Genomic DNA, 16,203 nt, shown 5'->3' on the forward strand with positions numbered 1-16,203 from the left:
GGGCGGCCGGCCCGCCGCCCGGGCGCGGGACGTCCCGCTCAGTGCGAGTCCCGCATGGTGCTCACCACCATCTCGGCGACGTGTTCGACCGTGGACACGCCCGCCTCCATCGTCGGACTGTCGCCGCTGCACACCGCGACGAGGAAGTCGTGGTCGCGCCCGGTGATGCGGCCGATGCTGTTCACCGCCCAGCCGTGCCCCTGATGCCGGACCGGCGTCCAGCCGTTCTTCAGCGCCACCTTCTCGCCCGGACGGGCCGCCGCGCTCACGCCCCACGCCTGCTCGTCCAGGACGGAGCCCATCAGCCCCAGGACGTACCGGCGGCCGGGCGCCTTGATGGGGCTCTTGTCCGACGCCAGGTTGGTCAGCAGGCGCACCTGGTCGGCCGGGGTCGTCAGGGACGAACCCCATGACCCGGCGAACGGCGTCGTGTTCTTCAGGGCGAAGCTCTTGTTGGCCTTCTTGACGCCGCCGTCGCCGCCGGCCGCCGAGTACAGGGCGTCGGCCGCGTTGTTGTCGCTCTCGCGGATCATCGGTTCGGCCAGTCGCCGCTGCTCCGCCGTCAGGGCGCGGCGGTCGCGCTGCCGCTGCAGGACGAGGCTCGACAGGATGTCGACCTTCATGATGCTCGCGGTGACGAACCGGCCCTTCTCGTTCTCCCCGAAGGACAGCCCCGTGCGCAGGTCGGTCGCCATCACCCCGGCCTTGCCCGGACGCGTCCCGAGGTAGGCGCGGACGGCCTGGCGCAGCGCGGCCGGTTCGAACGGCCGGGTGTTCCGCTCCGCCACGGCCGCCCCCCGTCCGGCCGCGATCGACTCGGTGGCGCCGACGACCGCGCCGCTCCTGGCGGGCGGTGCCTCGGTGATGAACCAGTGGGCGGTGAGCCCCGCCCCGGTGACGCCCGCGGCCAACGCGAGCACGATGATATGACGCCGCATCGATCCCCCCGAATCCGTGCGAACGTAATGATCAGGACGTACTGGTGAGAGCCCTCAGAGCACGCCGGGCAGCCGGGCGGGGCAGCCGGGCTCGCAGTGCTCGGAATGCCAGGCGACCCGGCGCGCGTACGAGCCGAAGCGGCGGCGCAGCGACGCCCGCGTGAACGGCCCGGTGCCCGGGAACGCGTCGACCTCGCCGCGCCAGCGGATCAGCGTGCCCGCGGAGCAGGGCTCCAGCGTGATGTCGACCCGGGCGCGGCGGCGCGGCGCCCCGGCCAGCGCGATGTACCCGTAGTGCCGTGGCGGGTCCCAGGCCACGACCTCCTCGCGCCACGGCGGCACCGACCGGACGGCCCCGATCCCGTTCGGGTGCTCGGCCCCGTCGGCTTCGCGCGACGCGCGGATCCAGAAGCCGCCCCATTCGCCCCACGCCTCCGCGAGGCACAGGTGCTTGAAGATCACTTCCGGCGCGGCGCAGGAGCTGGCGGTGGCCTCGATCTCATGCGGCATGACAACCCCCCGTGTTCTGTCACAAGGGGTACATGCCCGATCTGCAGTTAATTACGGCTTGTGAGGGGGCGTATTTGTATCGTGACCGAAACTCACGCGGTGTCGACCACCTGGAACGACTCGGCGAGCCGGCCCTCCGGCAGGCCCGCGGCGGCGGCGTTGCCGCCCAGCCAGCCGCGCAGCATCTCCGGCAGCCCGTCGCCCATGTGCCCGGTCTGGCTCGCGTGCGCGCGCAGCGCGTTCAGCTTCCGCTCGAAGCGCTCGGTGATGTCGACGTAGTGGTTCACCACGGGGCCGCCGGTGGTCCACACCTCCCGCGCCGTCCACGCGTCGAGGCCCTCGTCGGCGAGCAGCTCGGGGAACGCGTAGGGATTGCGGGCGTCCGGGTAGACGGCGTCGAGCGCGGCCGAGCCCACGGCCCGGTGGTCGGGGTGGCTCGGGTAGATCCGGTCGTAGTTGCGTTCGGGGCTCGGCATCAGCACCCGGTCCGGCCGGACCTGCCGGATCACCCGGGCGATGTCGCGGCGCAGGTCCAGCGTCGCCTCGACCCGCCCGTCCGGGTAGCCGAGGAAGCGGACGTCGGTCACCCCGACGCACTTGGCCGCCGCACGCTGCTCCTCCCGGCGCAGGGTCGCCATGTCCTCGCGGGAGACGTCGTCGTCGAAGCCGCCGGCGTCGCCGTCGGTCACCATGAGGTAGGAGACCTCGATACCCCGGTCCGTCCAGCCCGCCACCGTCCCGGCCGCGCCGAAGTCGACGTCGTCGGGATGCGCCATCACCGCGAGGACCCGCTGTACTACACCGTCGTCCAGAAACTTGGTCACGGTTTCAACAATAAGGTCAGTGAACGGTCAGGGCACGCCCGAAGATCGAGTAATCCGGTGCGGGGCGCCGTCAGAACGAGGTGAGGGCTGTGAGCAGGCGTTCCTGGAACGCGCGCACGTCGCTGCCGACGGCGACCTTGACCGGGCGGCGGACGTCCTCGGCGGGCAGCGAGCGCGCGTCCCACACCGTCGTGCCGCGCGTCAGCTCGCCGCGCAGCTCCACCCGGACGGGACGGTGCGCGTACTCGCCGAGGCCCGGGTCCACGGCGAGCATCGCGGCGAGCGCGTCGTGGATGACCGCGCCCCGGCGCTTGAGCGTGGGCGTGTAGGCGGTCTCGTAGAACTTCAGGATGCCGGCGGCGAACCGGGCGACCGGGGAGTCGTGGGCGGCCAGCCGGTCGAGCCAGTCGTCGTGGACGGCGGTCGGGTGCGTGGCGTCCAGCGGCACGAGCACGACCGGCCAGTCCGCCGCGAACACCAGGTCGGCGGCCTCCGGGTCGTGCCAGACGTTCGCCTCGGCATGCGTGGTGATGTTGCCGGGGTGGTCGAAGGCGCCGCCCATGACGACGACCTCGCGGATCAGCGACGGGAGCTCGCCGTCCAGCAGCAGCGCCGCGCCCAGGTTCGTCAGCGGGCCGGTCGCGAGGAGGGTCAGCTCGCCGGGCATCGCGCGGGCCAGCCGGACGATCTGCGCGGGCGCCGACTCGGCGGTCGGCCGTCCCGCCGGGTCGGGGAGGCGGGTGTCGCCGAGGCCGTCCGTCCCGTGCCAGTCCAGCGCGTAGTGGACGTCCTGCGCCATCGGGCGGGCCGCGCCGACCGCGACCGGCACGCCCTCGGCGGCGCCGGCCGCCTCCAGTACGCGCAGCGTGTTCAGCGCGCCGGTCAGGGGGTCGATGTTGCCGTGGACGGTGCCGACCCCCACCAGCCTTGCCTCACCCGCCCGGACGAGTGAGGCCAGGTAGAGGAGCGTCATCGCGTCGTCGATGCCGGTGTCGCAGTCGTACAGGAACGTGGGTCCATTCGTCACGGATGCAACCTATCCGGACGGGCCGCGGCCGTGATCACCAATTGGGTCTGGGACGCCGGGCCGCGCCGGGGTAGAGCTGAGACATGCGCAAACTCATCAACGCCCCGGCGGACGTGGTCACCGACGCGCTGCGCGGACTGGCCGCCGCGCATCCCGAGCTGACGGTCGACCCGGCCGGCGGCACCGTCGTGCGGGCGGACGCGCCCCGCGCCGGGAAGGTCGCCCTGGTGTCGGGCGGCGGGTCCGGGCACGAGCCGCTGCACGCCGGGTTCGTCGGCCACGGCATGCTGGACGCGGCCTGCTGCGGCGAGGTGTTCACCTCACCCGTGCCCGACCAGATCATCGCGGCGACGATGGCGGTGGACGGCGGCGCCGGCGTCCTGCACCTCGTGAAGAACTACACCGGCGACGTCATGAACTTCCAGCTGGCCGCCGAGCTGGCCGAGGACGAGGACATCGAGGTCACCTCCGTCGTCCTCGACGACGACGTGGCCGTCGAGGACAGCACGTTCACCGCGGGGCGGCGCGGCACCGGCGCCACGCTGTTCGCCGAGAAGATCGCCGGCGCGCTCGCCGAGGAGGGGGCCGCGCTGGACGCCGTCGCGGCGGTGGCGCGGGAGGTGAACGAGCGCAGCCGCTCGTTCGGGGTCGCGCTGTCGTCCTGCACCGTCCCGGCCGCCGGGACGCCCACGTTCGAGCTGGGCGAGGACGAGATGGAGCTCGGCATCGGCATCCACGGCGAACCCGGCCGGGAACGCGTCCGGACCGGCACGGCGGCGGAGATCGTGGACGCCTCGCTCAGCGCGATCGACGCGGACATGCCGCTGTCCGGGTCCGAGGTGCTGGTGCTGGTGAACGGCATGGGCGGCACCCCGCTCATCGAGCAGTACATCGCCTACGGGGCGGCGGCGCGGTGGCTGGAGGGGCGCGGCGCGACCGTCGTCCGGCGCCTGGTCGGGCCGTACGTGACGAGCCTGGAGATGGCCGGCTGCATGATCAGCGTGTGCCGGGTGACGCCGGAGCTGACCCGCCTCTGGGACGCGCCGGTCGAGACGCCGGGGCTGCGGTGGGGCCGGTGAACGCCGCCGATCTGGCGTCGTGGGTCCGGCACGCCGCCGAGCTGGTGGCGGCCGACGCCGAGCGGCTCACCCGGCTGGACGCGGCCATCGGCGACGGCGACCACGGCCACAACCTCGACCGCGGCTTCCGCGCCGCCGTCGACGCGCTCCCCGCGGACGCGCCGCCGGGCAAGGTGCTGATCGCCGCCGGGCGGGCCGTCGTGTCCAAGACCGGCGGCGCGTCCGGCCCCCTCTACGGGACGGTGCTGCGCCGCGCGGGCAAGGCGCTCGGCGACGCGGACGACGTGGACGCCGCCGCGCTCGGCGCCGCGCTGAGGGCCGCGCTGGACGGCGTCCAGGACCTCGGGAAGGCCGTCGAGGGCGACAAGACGATGGTCGACGCGCTGGCGCCCGCCGTCGCGGCCTACGAGGCGGCGCTGGCGGACGGCTCGGACCTCGCCGGATGCGTGCGCGCCGCCGCCGGGGCCGCCGCCGAGGGCGCCGACGCCACCGTCCCGATGCAGGCGCGCAAGGGCCGGGCCAGCTACCTCGGGCCGCGCAGCGTCGGCCACATGGACCCGGGCGCCGCGTCCACCGCCCTCCTGCTGCGGGGCCTGGCCGATGTGACGGGGGAGGGCTGACATGGTCGGGATCGTCCTCATCTCGCACAGCCTGACGCTCGCCGAGGGCGCCGCCGAGGTCGCCCGCGCGATGGGCGTCGGCAAGGCCGTCGTCGAACCCGCCGGAGGCGACTCCGAGGGACGGCTCGGCACCAGCATCGACCTCGTCGAGCAGGCCGTCGCGGCGGCGGACGGCGGCGACGGCGTCGTGCTGCTCGCCGACCTCGGCAGCTCCGTCCTCACCGCGAAGCTGCTCATCGAGGACGCGGCCGGCGACGACGTCCTGCTCGCGGACGCGCCGCTGGTCGAGGGCGCGGTCGCCGCCGCGTCCATGGCCGCGACGGGCGCGGACCTCGCCACCGTGCACGCCGCCGCGGAGTCGGCCCGCGACCACCGCAAGACCGGCTGACCGGCCGACCGGCGGCGGGCCCGGCCCGCCGCCGGTCGGGCCGCGGCGGGGCCCGGACGGCGGGGCGCCGGGGGCGGACGCGGCGCCCGCCGCCGGGACGGGACTCGGGGACGCGCCGAAAACGTCCGCGCCGCGCCGTAGACTCGCACGTGATGTCGAAGACCGAAGCTCACCCCTTGCTCGATGGCCTCAACGCGGAGCAGCGCGCCGCCGTCGTGCACTCCGGCGGCCCCCTGCTGATCGTCGCGGGCGCCGGCTCGGGCAAGACCCGGGTGCTCACCCACCGCATCGCCCATCTGCTCGGGGAGCGGGACGCGCACCCCGGCCAGATCCTCGCGATCACCTTCACCAACAAGGCCGCCGCCGAGATGAAGGAGCGCGTCGACGCCCTCGTCGGGCCGCGCTCGCGCGCCATGTGGGTGATGACGTTCCATTCCGCGTGCGTCCGGATCCTGCGGCGCGAGGCCAAGCGCCTCGGCTTCCCCACGAGCTTCTCGATCTACGACCAGGCCGACGCGAACCGGCTGATGGCGCTCGTCTGCCGCGAACTCGACCTCGACCCGAAGCGGTACCCGCCGAAGTCGTTCAGCGCCCAGGTGTCGAACCTGAAGAACGAGCTGATCGACTACGAGACGTTCAAGAACCGCGCGTCCACGCACATGGAGCAGACGCTCGCCGAGGCGTACGAGATGTACCAGGCGCGGCTCCAGCAGGCCGGCGCCATGGACTTCGACGACCTGATCATGATGACGGTCAACCTGCTGCAGGTCTTCCCGGAGGCGGCCGAGCACTACCGGCGCCGGTTCCGGCACGTCCTCGTCGACGAGTACCAGGACACGAACCACGCGCAGTACGAGCTCGTCCGCGAGCTGACCGCGCCCGTCGAGGGGGTCGGCGCGGCCGAGCTGTGCGTGGTCGGCGACGCCGACCAGTCGATCTACGCGTTCCGCGGCGCGACGATCCGCAACATCCTGGAGTTCGAGCGCGACTACCCGGACGCCACCACGATCCTGCTGGAGCAGAACTACCGCTCCACCCAGACGATCCTGTCGGCGGCCAACGCGGTCATCGAGCGCAACGCCGACCGCAAGCCGAAGAAGCTCTGGTCCGACCAGGGCGAAGGCCACAAGATCACCGGCTATGTGGCCGACAACGAGCACGACGAGGCCGCGTTCGTCGCCCACGAGGTCGACCGGCTCACCGACGACGGCGACGCCCGTCCCGGCGACGTCGCCGTCTTCTACCGCACCAACGCCCAGTCGCGCGTCTTCGAAGAGGTGTTCATCCGCGTCGGGCTGCCCTACAAGGTCGTCGGCGGCGTCCGGTTCTACGAGCGCAAGGAGATCCGCGACGCGCTCGCCTACCTGCGCTGCCTCGCCAACCCCGAGGACGCCGTCTCCCTGCGCCGCATCCTCAACGTGCCGAAGCGCGGCATCGGCGACCGCGCCGAGGCGTGCGTCGAGGCGTACGCCTCCCGCGAGCGCGTCTCGTTCTGGCAGGCGCTCCGGGTGCCGGAGGACGTGCCCGGCATGGCGACCCGCTCGATCAACGCCGTCCGCGAGTTCGTCGCCCTGCTGGACGAGCTGCGCGCGGCCGCCGAGACGCTCGCCCCGGCCGACCTGATCGCCGAGGTCCTCAAGGCCAGCGGCTACCTGGAGGAGCTCAACAACTCCAAGGACCCGCAGGACGAGACCCGCGTCGAGAACCTCCAGGAGCTGGAGGCCGTCGCCCGCGAGTTCGAGGAGCGCCTCGACGGCGAGTCCGCCGAGGGCCGCCTGCCCGAGTTCCTGGAGCAGGTCGCGCTGGTCGCCGACGCCGACTCCATCCCCGGCGGCGCGAAGGGCGGCCCCGTCCCGCCCGGCGAGCAGCCGGAGGAGACCGACCACGGCGTCGTCACCCTGATGACCCTGCACACCGCCAAGGGCCTCGAATTCCCGGTCGTGTTCCTCACCGGCATGGAGGACGGCGTCTTCCCGCACCTGCGCGCGATGAGCAATCCCAAGGAACTCGAAGAGGAGCGCCGCCTCGCCTACGTGGGCATCACCCGCGCCCGGCAGCGCCTCTACGTGTCCCGCGCCACGATGCGCAGCTCGTGGGGCGCGCCGCAGGTCAACCCGCCGTCCCGGTTCCTCGGCGAGGTGCCGGGGGCCCTGGTCGAATGGGAGCGCGAGGCGTCCTCGACGTCCACTCCGGCGATGGCGCGGATGGCCGCACGCCCGGGTACCCGCTCTCCGGGCAACCGGCCCGTCCCGTCCCTTTCGCCGGGCGACAAGGTCACGCACGACGCCTTCGGCCTGGGCACCGTCGTGTCCGTCTACGACCGGGGCGAGAAGGCCAGCGTCGACTTCGGCGGCGAGTACGGGGTCCGCACCCTGGTCCTCCGCTTCGCCACCATCGAGAAGCTCTGAGGTTCCCCCGATGGCGCCGACCAACGAACAGGTGAACGGCCGCGCGTTCCTCAAGGAGATGTACGAGGACGACTACTACCCGGACCGCATCGTCGACAAGGGCCGGGCGATCCTGCTGAGGCTCTGCGAGCGGATCGAGTCCGAGCGGCCCGCCGACCTGGCCGCGCTGTACCCGCTCACCCACGCGGCCACGGAGGAGTTCAACGCGTTGGAGGACGAGTTCCTCGCGGCGGACAGCGACATCGAGACCGTCGCGCGGGAGGCCATCGGCGAGGAGTTCTGGTTCGTCGCGACGGCGTACGGCTTCCCGGACGCCGACATCGAAGAGCTGATCGCCCCGCGCGACTGGTGACCTGCCGCGTCGGGAGCGCGGCCGGGGCGGTCGCCATGCCACCCGGCGTCGTGCTTCGTCACTCCGGCCGGGGGACCGGGTCCAGGGACGCGAGGAAGGCGTCGAGCATCGCGATCTGGCGGTCGGGCGGGAAGCCGGCGGGGTCGAAGAGCGCGTGGACGACGAGGCCGTGCGCGAAGGCGGCGGCGGACGCGACGACGTCGTCCACGTCGCGGGAGGCGGGCAGTTCGCCGAGGGAGACGGCCGCCGCCACGTGCGGGCGGAGGCGGCCGCGCCAGTTGTCGTAGCGGTCCTTCTGCCGGGACGCGAGGCCGGGGTCGGCGAGCGAGACGTCCCAGGAGCTGACCCATACGCGGTTCATGGCCGTCGCGGCGGGGGTGAGGCACAGGACGTCGAGGAGGGCGGCGCGCAGGGCGGGCATGCCGGGCGGCGCGGTCCGCAGGGGACGGCTCGCGGTGCGTTCGTCGGCCACGTCGAGGGCGTGCGCGACGAGGGCCTTCTTGTTCGGGAAGTAGTGGGTGAGCAGGCCGGTGGAGGCGCCCATCTCCGCCGCGACGGCGCGCAGGGTCAGGCCGCCGAAGCCGTGCTCGGCGAGGACGCGCCAGACGGCCTCGGACACGTCCCGGCGGCGGGCGTCGTGATCACCTCGGGCGGGCATTCCCGTAGAGTACATAACAAACGTTCGGTACGTACCCCCGGGAGGTCCCCATGTTCGCTCGCACGCTCGCCGACGGCGCCGAACTCCGTCCGCTGGAACCGTGGCAGGCGGCCGAGTTCGCCGAGCACGCGCGGCAGGTCCGTGCCGACATCGCCGATTACATCCCCTGGGCCCGGACGGTCGTGGACGAGGCGACGGCCCGGAACCTGCTCCAGGCGTACGCGGAGAAGCAGGCCGCCGACCGGGGGCGCGTCTACGGCATCTGGGTCGACGGCGTCCTCCAGGGCGGGACGCTCTTCCGGACGTTCGACGCCGCGCAGGGCACCTGCGAGGTGGGCGTCTGGCTCGCGGCGGGGGCGCGCGGGCGCGGGCTGGTCACGACGGCCGTCCGCCACATGATCGACTGGGCGTTCGGGACGCGGGGGCTGCACCGGGCCGAGTGGCTCTGCGATCCGCGCAACACCGCCAGCGCGGCGGTCGCGACGCGCCTCGGCATGACCTGCGAGGGCGTCCTGCGGCAGGGGTTCGTGCTGGGCGGCGAGCGCAGGGACGTGCAGGTCTGGGCCGTCCTCGCCGACGAGTGGGCGCCGTGACGCCCCGGGCCCGCCGGTAGGGTAATCAGTGATCTTAGATTAACTCCTTACCCCCGGGAGCCCCCGTGCACGCCGAGCAGGTGCTCATACTGCTGGCCGCCGCCGTCGCGGCCGGCTGGATCGACGCGGTGGTCGGCGGGGGCGGGCTGATCCAGCTGCCGGCGCTGCTGCTGGTCGCCCCGGGGCAGCCGGTCGCGACCGCGCTCGCCACCAACAAGCTCGGCTCGATCGCGGGCACCGCCTCGGCCGCGGTCGCCTACGCGCGCAAGGCCAAGCCGGACGTCCGCGTCGCCGTCCCGGCGGGCGCGCTCGCGGTGTGCTGCGCGGCGGGCGGGGCGCTGTGCGCGTCGGTGATCTCCTCGGACGTGCTGAAACCGGTCATCATGGTCGTGCTGCTGTCCGTCGCCGCGATCGTGGTGCTCAAGCCGGACCTCGGCCGGGCGCCGCGCGCGGTGCTGCGGACCCGCCGCCGGGTCGCCGCCGCCGTCCTCGTCCCGGGCGTCGCGATCGCCTTCTACGACGGGCTCGTCGGGCCGGGCACCGGGACGTTCCTGGTCGTCGCGTTCACCGCGCTGCTCGGCCTCGACTTCGTGGACGCGTCCGCCACCTCGAAGATCATCAACACCTGCACCAACCTGGGGGCGCTGCTCGTCTTCGCGGCGCAGGGGCACGTCCTGTGGGCGGTCGGGCTCGGCATGGCCGCCGCCAACGCGGTCGGCGCGCAGCTCGGCGCGCGCATGGCGATCAGGCGCGGCGCCGGGTTCGTTCGGATCGTCCTGCTCTGCGTGGTCGGCGCCCTCGTGGCGAAACTGGCCTACGAGCAGTTCGGCTAGGGGATCGGGAGCGGGCGCTCCAGGGCGGACAGGCTGAGCAGGACGAGCGAGGCCGTCCAGCCGAGCGGGGCCGGGCCGGCGGGCCTGCCGGCCGGGCCGACCTTCTCCGGCAGGACGCCGAGGGACGTGCGGTGGGCGGCCAGCCAGCCGAGCCGGCCGACCGCCTCGTCCGTCCGGCCCGCCGCGGCGGCGTTCAGCCCGAAGAGCGCCGTTTCGGGGGTCCAGGCGACGTCCGGGGTCCCGGACCAGCGCTCGCCCGGCAGCACGCCCCCGTTCGGCAGCGCCTGCTTGCGCGCGGCGTCCTGGACGGCGCCGGCGACGCCCGGGTCCGCCGGCGCGAACGGCGGGGCGAGGAACGTGACGGACGTGTCCATCAGGCCGCCCGGGACGGGCGAGCGCGGGTAGTCGTAGGGCGCGAACTGCCTGGCCACGGCGGCGGAGACGCGCTGCGCCGCGCGCTGCCACTCGGCGGCCTTGGCGGCGTCGCCGCGCGCCCGCGCGAGGTCGGCGGCGGACCGCAGCCCGGCGAGGACGGGCCCGACGACGCCGAGCGTGGGGCGCCGCGGGTCCTGCTCGCGGAGCGGGTCGCGCTCCCAGTAGTCGGACGAGGCGGGCGGCAGGCCCTCGGCGTCCAGCGAGCGGGCGAGGTGGTCGGCGGCGCGCCGCACCATCGGCCACAGGTCCGGCAGGTCGTCGGAGGACCCGGTCTCGGCGCGGTAGAACCAGGCCGCCCACAGCACCCAGCCGAGCGAGTCGAGCTGCGGCGCGCGGCCGTCGGCGACCGCCGTCCCGTCGGTGTTGTAGCGCGCGGCCCACATGCCGCCGTCGCTCTGGGTCCGGGCGAGGAAGCGCAGGACGCGGCGGGCCTCCGACGGGTGGCCGGTGACGGTGAACGCGGCGACGGTGAACGCCGAGTCGCGCGGCCAGCAGTACCGCCACTTGGTGTACCAGGAGGCGAGGGAGGCGCCGTTCGGGCGGGTGAGGAGCCGCAGGTCGAGGAGCGCGCGCGCCGCCATGTCGCGGTAGGTCTGCCCCTTCCCGCCGGTCGGGACCGTGCCCTTCGACAGCCACGCGGTGTCGGACCGGACGGCCCGCGCGACCCGCGGGTCGGCGGCGTCCACCGTGACGGGCGTGTCGCCGCCGGTCGGGATGAGCCGGACGCGTCCGTCCGCGAGCCGGACGACCGAGCTGTCCGGCAGGTAGGCGGCCCCTTCGGCCTGCTCGGGGGAGAGCGGGACGCCGGTGAACGGCCAGCCGCCCCCGCCGACGAGCCCGGGGCTCGCCCAGCCGGGGCTGGACGGTTCGGGGACGTTGGCGCCGCCGGTCGCGACGAGCGCGGCCACGATCAGCAGGGCGGCGACGCGGCGGACCTTGCGCGCGCCCGACCGCCTGCGGGAGGCGGGCCGCCGCCGCGCGCGACCGCCGCCGCGCGGATCTCCGCGCCGCGGGGCCGGCGGGACGGGGGCGGCGTGTACGCTCCTCGCGGGGACGGAGGCAGTGACGGATGTATCCCGCTCCTCCGCCATCGCCATGCGTTCGCCCCCTTTGCCGCATCTCATCGCGGCGAAATAAGTACATCAAACTACGTCAATTGGTTCATCCTCCTCACGAGCCACTCGTGCCCACCCCTCAGGAGGAGACACCTTCCGCCGAGCGACACTCGCCTTCCGACGGGACAGTCGGTGACATATGGACCCGGCGGCATCACCACGGAGGCGGGGTGACTAGGCTGCATCGACGGAGCGGACCGCAGAGTGCCGGCCGCACGGAAACCCGTGTAGATCGCCGACTCGTGTGGTCTTTGGCTGTCGATCCGTTTAAGGACGCCTCGTGGACCTGTTCGAACATCAGGCGAAGGAACTCTTCGCCGAGTACGGGGTACCGGTGCCTACCGGCAAGGTCGCCCATACTCCCCAGGAAGCACGCGCCATCGCGGAGGAGCTGTTCTCCGCGGGCAGCAAGAAGGTCGTGGTCAAGGCCCAGGTGAAGACCGGGGGCCGGGGCAAGGCCGGCGGCGTGAAGCTGGCCGACACGGCCGACGAGGCGGAGACGCTCGCCGGCCGGATCCTCGGCATGGACATCAAGGGCCACACGGTCCACAAGGTCCTGGTCGAGGAGGGGAGCGCGATCGCGCAGGAGTACTACTTCTCCTTCCTGCTCGACCGCGCCAACCGCACCTTCCTGTCCATCTGCTCCGTCGAGGGCGGCGTGGAGATCGAGGAGGTGCCGCACGACCGGCTGGCGCTGGTGCCGGTGTCGCCGCTGGACGGCGTCGACCGGGCCGCGGCCCGCCGGATCGCCGAGCAGGGCCGCCTCCCGGAGGAGGCCCTGGACGGCGCGGCCGAGCTGATCGAGCGGCTGTGGGCCGTGTTCATCGACGAGGACGCCTCCCTCGTCGAGGTGAACCCGATGATCCTCACCGCCGACGGCCAGGTGAAGGCCCTCGACGGCAAGGTCACGCTGGACGACAACGCCGGGTTCCGCCAGGACCACGACAAGTACGAGGACAAGGCCGCCGCCGACCCGCTGGAGGCCGCGGCCAAGGCCAAGGACCTCAACTACGTGAAGCTGGACGGCAGCGTCGGCATCATCGGCAACGGCGCGGGCCTCGTCATGTCCACGCTGGACGTCGTCGCCTACGCGGGCGAGCGGTTCGACGGCCAGAAGCCCGCGAACTTCCTCGACATCGGCGGCGGCGCGTCCGCCGAGGTGATGGCGAACGGGCTGGAGATCGTCCTGTCCGACGCCGCCGTCAAGTCCGTCTTCGTGAACGTCTTCGGCGGCATCACCGCCTGCGACGCCGTCGCGAACGGCATCGTCTCCGCCTACAAGCTGCTGGCCGACCGCGGCGAGACCGTCGACCGGCCCCTGGTCGTCCGGCTGGACGGCAACAACGCCGAGCTCGGACGCAAGATCCTCAACGACGCGGCGCTGCCCGGCGTCCAGCAGGTCGACACCATGGACGCGGCGGCCGAGCGCGCCGCCGAACTCGCAGCGGCAGGTGCATGACAATGGCCATCTGGCTCACCGAGAACAGCAAGATCATCGTCCAGGGGATCACCGGCTCCGAGGGCACCAAGCACGGCCGCCGGATGCTCGCGTCCGGCGCCCAGGTCGTCGGCGGCGTGAACGCCCGCAAGGCCGGCCAGAGCGTCGACTTCGACGGCGCCAGCCTCCCGGTGTTCGGCACCGTCAAGGAGGCCATGGAGCAGACGGGCGCGGACGTCTCCGTCGTGTTCGTCCCGCCGAAGTTCACCAAGGACGCGGTCGTCGAGGCGGTCGACGCCGGGATCCCGCTCTGCGTGGTCATCACCGAGGGCATCCCGGTGCACGACACCGCCTACTTCTGGGCGTACGCGGAGAAGGCCGGTAACAAGACCCGCATCATCGGGCCGAACTGTCCCGGCATCGCGTCCCCCGGCAAGTCGAACGCGGGCATCATCCCGGCCGACATCACCACCCCGGGCCGCATCGGGCTCGTGTCCAAGTCGGGCACGCTGACCTACCAGATGATGTACGAGCTGCGCGACATCGGCTTCACCACCTGCGTCGGCATCGGCGGCGACCCCGTCATCGGGACGACCCACATCGACGCCCTCCAGGCGTTCCAGGACGACCCGGAGACCGACGCCATCGTGATGATCGGTGAGATCGGGGGCGACGCCGAGGAGCGCGCCGCCGCCTACATCGAGAAGAACGTGACCAAGCCGGTCGTCGGCTACGTCGCCGGGTTCACCGCCCCCGAGGGCAAGACCATGGGCCACGCGGGCGCGATCGTGTCCGGCTCCGCCGGCACCGCGCAGGCGAAGAAGGAGGCCCTGGAGAAGGTCGGCGTCCGGGTCGGCAAGACCCCGAGCGAGACCGCCGTCCTCATGCGGGAGATCATGCGCAACCGCTGATCACGCGGGACCGCCGAGCACGCGGGACCACCGAAAAGACGCCCGAGCCGCCGGTCGCGGCCCGGGCGTCTTTCGCGTCGGAGCTCCGGACAGCGGATGGCAAAGGCGACACGCCGGGCGGACGGCCCGCCCGCGGGCGGGCGTGGTGCCAGCATGGACCGGTGAGCGACAAGACCCCCGGGCAGCGCGCGAAGCGGGAGCCGTCCAGACCCGTCCCCGCGAAGGGTGAACCGGCGAAGGGCGAGCCGGCGAAGGGCGACCCCGTGCCGGGCGGGCCCGTGCCGGGCGGGCCCGTGCCGGGCGGGCCCGTGCCGGGCGGGGCTGCGCCGGGCGGGCCCGGACGCGCCGGCGGGCGGTCGCGCGCCGAGCCCGCGCGGGAGCGCCCGCCCGCCGCGGCCCGGCCGCTGTACGTGACGGGCCTGGTCGCGGCGCTGTGGTGCGTCGGCATCGGGCTCGCCGTGCTCACCACGATCACGCTCCTCGGCTGGATCGCGGCGCCGAAGACCGCGCTCGGCCACGGCATGTCCGGGGTGTTCCGGACGGCCGTGAACTTCTGGCTCGTGTCGCACCACGCGGGCTTCTCCTACGGGCAGGGCCGCGTGGGGCTGCTGCCGCTCGGCGTCCTCGTCCTGCCCGGCGTCCTGCTGTACCGGGGCGGCGGCTGGATGATCCGCGTGGCCGGGCTGCGGCAGCGGCCCCGGATCGCGGTCGTGCACGTGGCGGTCGCGCAGGCCGTGCCGTACGCGGGGCTGGCCGCGCTGCTCGCGCTCGCGGCCTCGTCCGACGAGGTGCGGCCGTCGGCGTGGCAGGCGCTCATCGCGTGCTTCCTCGTCGCCGCCATCGCGGGCGGCCTCGGCGCCGCGCGGGCCGTCGTCGCCGCGCAGGTCGCGGCGGAGGCGAAGGGGCGGCGGGTCAGGTCCGGGCTGGGCGCGCTGCTGCGGCTGCTGCCGGAGCGCCCCCGCTCGCTGGTGATCGGGGTGGCGGGCGCGCTGGGGGTGCTGCTCGCGTCCGGCGCGGTGCTCGTGGGCGCGGCCCTCGCGATGAACATGGCGGCCGCCGACGACCTGTACGGCATGCTCGCCCCCGGCGTCGTCGGCGGCGTCCTGCTGCTGCTGGTCGAGCTGGCCTTCCTGCCGAACGCGGTGATCTGGGGGATGGCGTACGCGGTCGGGCCGGGGTTCTCGGTCGGCGCCGGGACGAGCGTCTCGCCGACCGGGGTGTTCCTGGACGTCGTCCCGGCCTTCCCGCCGCTCGCGGCGCTGCCGCAGCCCGGCCCGGCGCCCGCGCTGTCGCTGATCGCGCTGGCCGCGCCGTTCCTGGCGGGCGCGGTCGGCGGCGTCCTCACGATCCGGTCGCTGCCGAGCCCGGTGGCGGAGGGCGCGCCGCTGTGGGGGTTCCTGTCGGGCGCGCTGACCGGCGCGGTGGCGGCCCTGCTCAGCGCGCTGTCGGGCGGGCCGCTCGGCGGCGGCCGGATGGCGACGGTGGGGCCGTCCGCCTGGCAGGTGGGGCTGCTGGCGGCCCTGGAGGTGGGGATCTCGGCGGCGATCGCGGCGTGGGCGGCGAACTCGATGGTGCTGCGACGCCCGGCGCGCGCCGCGTCCGAGAAGACCGGGAGGAAGACCGGGAAGAAGGCCGGGAGGAAGGCCGCGAAGCCGAGGCGGACGGTCCGGCCGGAACCCGTGGCGGTGCCGCTGTCGGCGCCGGTCCCGGGCGACTACGACCCGCCCGCGAGGCCCGCCGCGAAGGCGCCGAGGGCCCCGCACGCGCCGGATCCGCTGGAGTTCGAGGAGGCCGACCCCGTGCTCGCCCCGCGGCGGCCCCGCCGGCGGGCCGATCCGCTGCCCGACCTGGTGGAGGAGCGGCGTCCCGCCCCGGAGCCCGCCCCGTCGCCGGGCGACCGCACGGTCCTCGTCGAGGGCCACATCGTGGACGAGCCCGAGCCCGAACCGGCGCCCGAGGAGCCGCGCAGGCCCGTCCCGCCGCCGCGCGCGGACCCGAACCGCACCGAGAACCGGGGCGGCGCGATCTACGTCCTGCGCGAGGAGCCCGAACCGGACGACTAGAGCGGCGCGCG

The 16,203-nt window shown here is 74.0% G+C and carries 16 protein-coding genes; 10 read left to right on the forward strand and 6 right to left on the reverse strand.

Annotation, left to right across the window (positions count from 1 at the left end; all coding sequences use genetic code 11):
• Positions 1-38: 38 nt before the first annotated feature.
• The 4 genes from ACA511_RS06785 to ACA511_RS06800 all read right to left on the reverse strand — a co-directional run bounded on the left by ACA511_RS06785 (position 39) and on the right by ACA511_RS06800 (position 3,299).
• Positions 39-920, reverse strand: a complete 882-nt coding sequence (locus tag ACA511_RS06785) for a serine hydrolase (protein ID WP_375023182.1) — start codon at positions 918-920, stop codon at positions 39-41.
• A 72-nt stretch (positions 921-992) separates the two neighbouring features.
• Positions 993-1,448 carry an SRPBCC family protein gene (locus ACA511_RS06790; protein WP_375023183.1) on the reverse strand — a complete coding sequence of 152 codons (456 nt, stop codon included), beginning with the start codon at positions 1,446-1,448 and terminating at the stop codon, positions 993-995.
• A gap of 92 nt (positions 1,449-1,540) precedes the next feature.
• Positions 1,541-2,224, reverse strand: coding sequence for a PIG-L deacetylase family protein (locus tag ACA511_RS06795; RefSeq protein WP_375024693.1), 684 nt, complete (start codon positions 2,222-2,224; stop codon positions 1,541-1,543).
• A gap of 118 nt (positions 2,225-2,342) precedes the next feature.
• Complete coding sequence (locus ACA511_RS06800; RefSeq protein WP_375023184.1) at positions 2,343-3,299, reverse strand: nucleoside hydrolase; 957 nt, start codon at positions 3,297-3,299, stop codon at positions 2,343-2,345.
• A gap of 83 nt (positions 3,300-3,382) precedes the next feature.
• Between ACA511_RS06800 and dhaK the strand changes: the two genes are divergently transcribed.
• The 5 genes from dhaK to ACA511_RS06825 all read left to right on the forward strand — a co-directional run bounded on the left by dhaK (position 3,383) and on the right by ACA511_RS06825 (position 8,146).
• Positions 3,383-4,378, forward strand: a complete 996-nt coding sequence (gene dhaK, locus ACA511_RS06805) for a dihydroxyacetone kinase subunit DhaK (protein WP_375023185.1) — start codon at positions 3,383-3,385, stop codon at positions 4,376-4,378.
• Positions 4,375-4,998 carry a dihydroxyacetone kinase subunit DhaL gene (gene dhaL, locus ACA511_RS06810; RefSeq protein ID WP_375023186.1) on the forward strand — a complete coding sequence of 208 codons (624 nt, stop codon included), beginning with the start codon at positions 4,375-4,377 and terminating at the stop codon, positions 4,996-4,998. Before dhaK ends, dhaL begins: the two co-directional genes overlap by 4 nt.
• Position 4,999: 1 nt before the next feature.
• Positions 5,000-5,386, forward strand: coding sequence for a dihydroxyacetone kinase phosphoryl donor subunit DhaM (dhaM, locus tag ACA511_RS06815; protein WP_375023187.1), 387 nt, complete (start codon positions 5,000-5,002; stop codon positions 5,384-5,386).
• 152 nt (positions 5,387-5,538) lie between these two features.
• Positions 5,539-7,794, forward strand: a complete 2,256-nt coding sequence (gene pcrA / locus ACA511_RS06820; protein WP_375023188.1) for a DNA helicase PcrA — start codon at positions 5,539-5,541, stop codon at positions 7,792-7,794.
• Positions 7,795-7,804: 10 nt separating this feature from the next.
• Positions 7,805-8,146 (forward strand): DUF5713 family protein, encoded by a 342-nt coding sequence (locus tag ACA511_RS06825; protein WP_375023189.1) that lies wholly within the window; start codon positions 7,805-7,807, stop codon positions 8,144-8,146.
• 58 nt (positions 8,147-8,204) lie between these two features.
• Here ACA511_RS06825 and ACA511_RS06830 read toward each other — a convergent pair whose 3' ends face one another.
• On the reverse strand, positions 8,205-8,804 hold the full coding sequence (locus tag ACA511_RS06830) for a TetR/AcrR family transcriptional regulator (protein ID WP_375023190.1): 600 nt from the start codon (positions 8,802-8,804) through the stop codon (positions 8,205-8,207).
• 50 nt (positions 8,805-8,854) lie between these two features.
• Here ACA511_RS06830 and ACA511_RS06835 point away from each other — a divergent pair, with 50 nt between their 5' ends.
• Together ACA511_RS06835 and ACA511_RS06840 are read left to right on the forward strand one after the other, a co-directional pair.
• Positions 8,855-9,397: a GNAT family N-acetyltransferase gene (locus tag ACA511_RS06835; RefSeq protein ID WP_375023191.1), complete on the forward strand. Its 543-nt coding sequence runs from the start codon at positions 8,855-8,857 to the stop codon at positions 9,395-9,397.
• 65 nt (positions 9,398-9,462) lie between these two features.
• A complete protein-coding gene (locus tag ACA511_RS06840) occupies positions 9,463-10,230 on the forward strand; it encodes a sulfite exporter TauE/SafE family protein (protein ID WP_375023192.1) in 768 nt (255 codons plus the stop codon).
• On the opposite strand, the gene ACA511_RS06845 is transcribed toward ACA511_RS06840, so the two are convergent.
• On the reverse strand, positions 10,227-11,573 hold the full coding sequence (locus ACA511_RS06845) for a glycoside hydrolase family 15 protein (protein ID WP_375023193.1): 1,347 nt from the start codon (positions 11,571-11,573) through the stop codon (positions 10,227-10,229). The two genes, ACA511_RS06840 and ACA511_RS06845, sit on opposite strands and share 4 nt — an antisense overlap.
• 487 nt (positions 11,574-12,060) lie before the next feature.
• On the opposite strand from ACA511_RS06845, the gene sucC reads away from it, so the two are divergent.
• The 3 genes from sucC to ACA511_RS06860 all read left to right on the forward strand — a co-directional run bounded on the left by sucC (position 12,061) and on the right by ACA511_RS06860 (position 16,192).
• Positions 12,061-13,239, forward strand: coding sequence for an ADP-forming succinate--CoA ligase subunit beta (sucC, locus tag ACA511_RS06850; protein ID WP_375023194.1), 1,179 nt, complete (start codon positions 12,061-12,063; stop codon positions 13,237-13,239).
• A gap of 2 nt (positions 13,240-13,241) precedes the next feature.
• Positions 13,242-14,129: a succinate--CoA ligase subunit alpha gene (sucD, locus tag ACA511_RS06855; protein WP_375023195.1), complete on the forward strand. Its 888-nt coding sequence runs from the start codon at positions 13,242-13,244 to the stop codon at positions 14,127-14,129.
• A gap of 161 nt (positions 14,130-14,290) precedes the next feature.
• On the forward strand, positions 14,291-16,192 hold the full coding sequence (locus ACA511_RS06860; protein ID WP_375023196.1) for a DUF6350 family protein: 1,902 nt from the start codon (positions 14,291-14,293) through the stop codon (positions 16,190-16,192).
• Positions 16,193-16,203 lie beyond the last annotated feature (11 nt).

It is taken from the genome of Actinomadura sp. GTD37 (genome assembly GCF_041951365.1).
Taxonomy (GTDB): domain Bacteria; phylum Actinomycetota; class Actinomycetes; order Streptosporangiales; family Streptosporangiaceae; genus Spirillospora.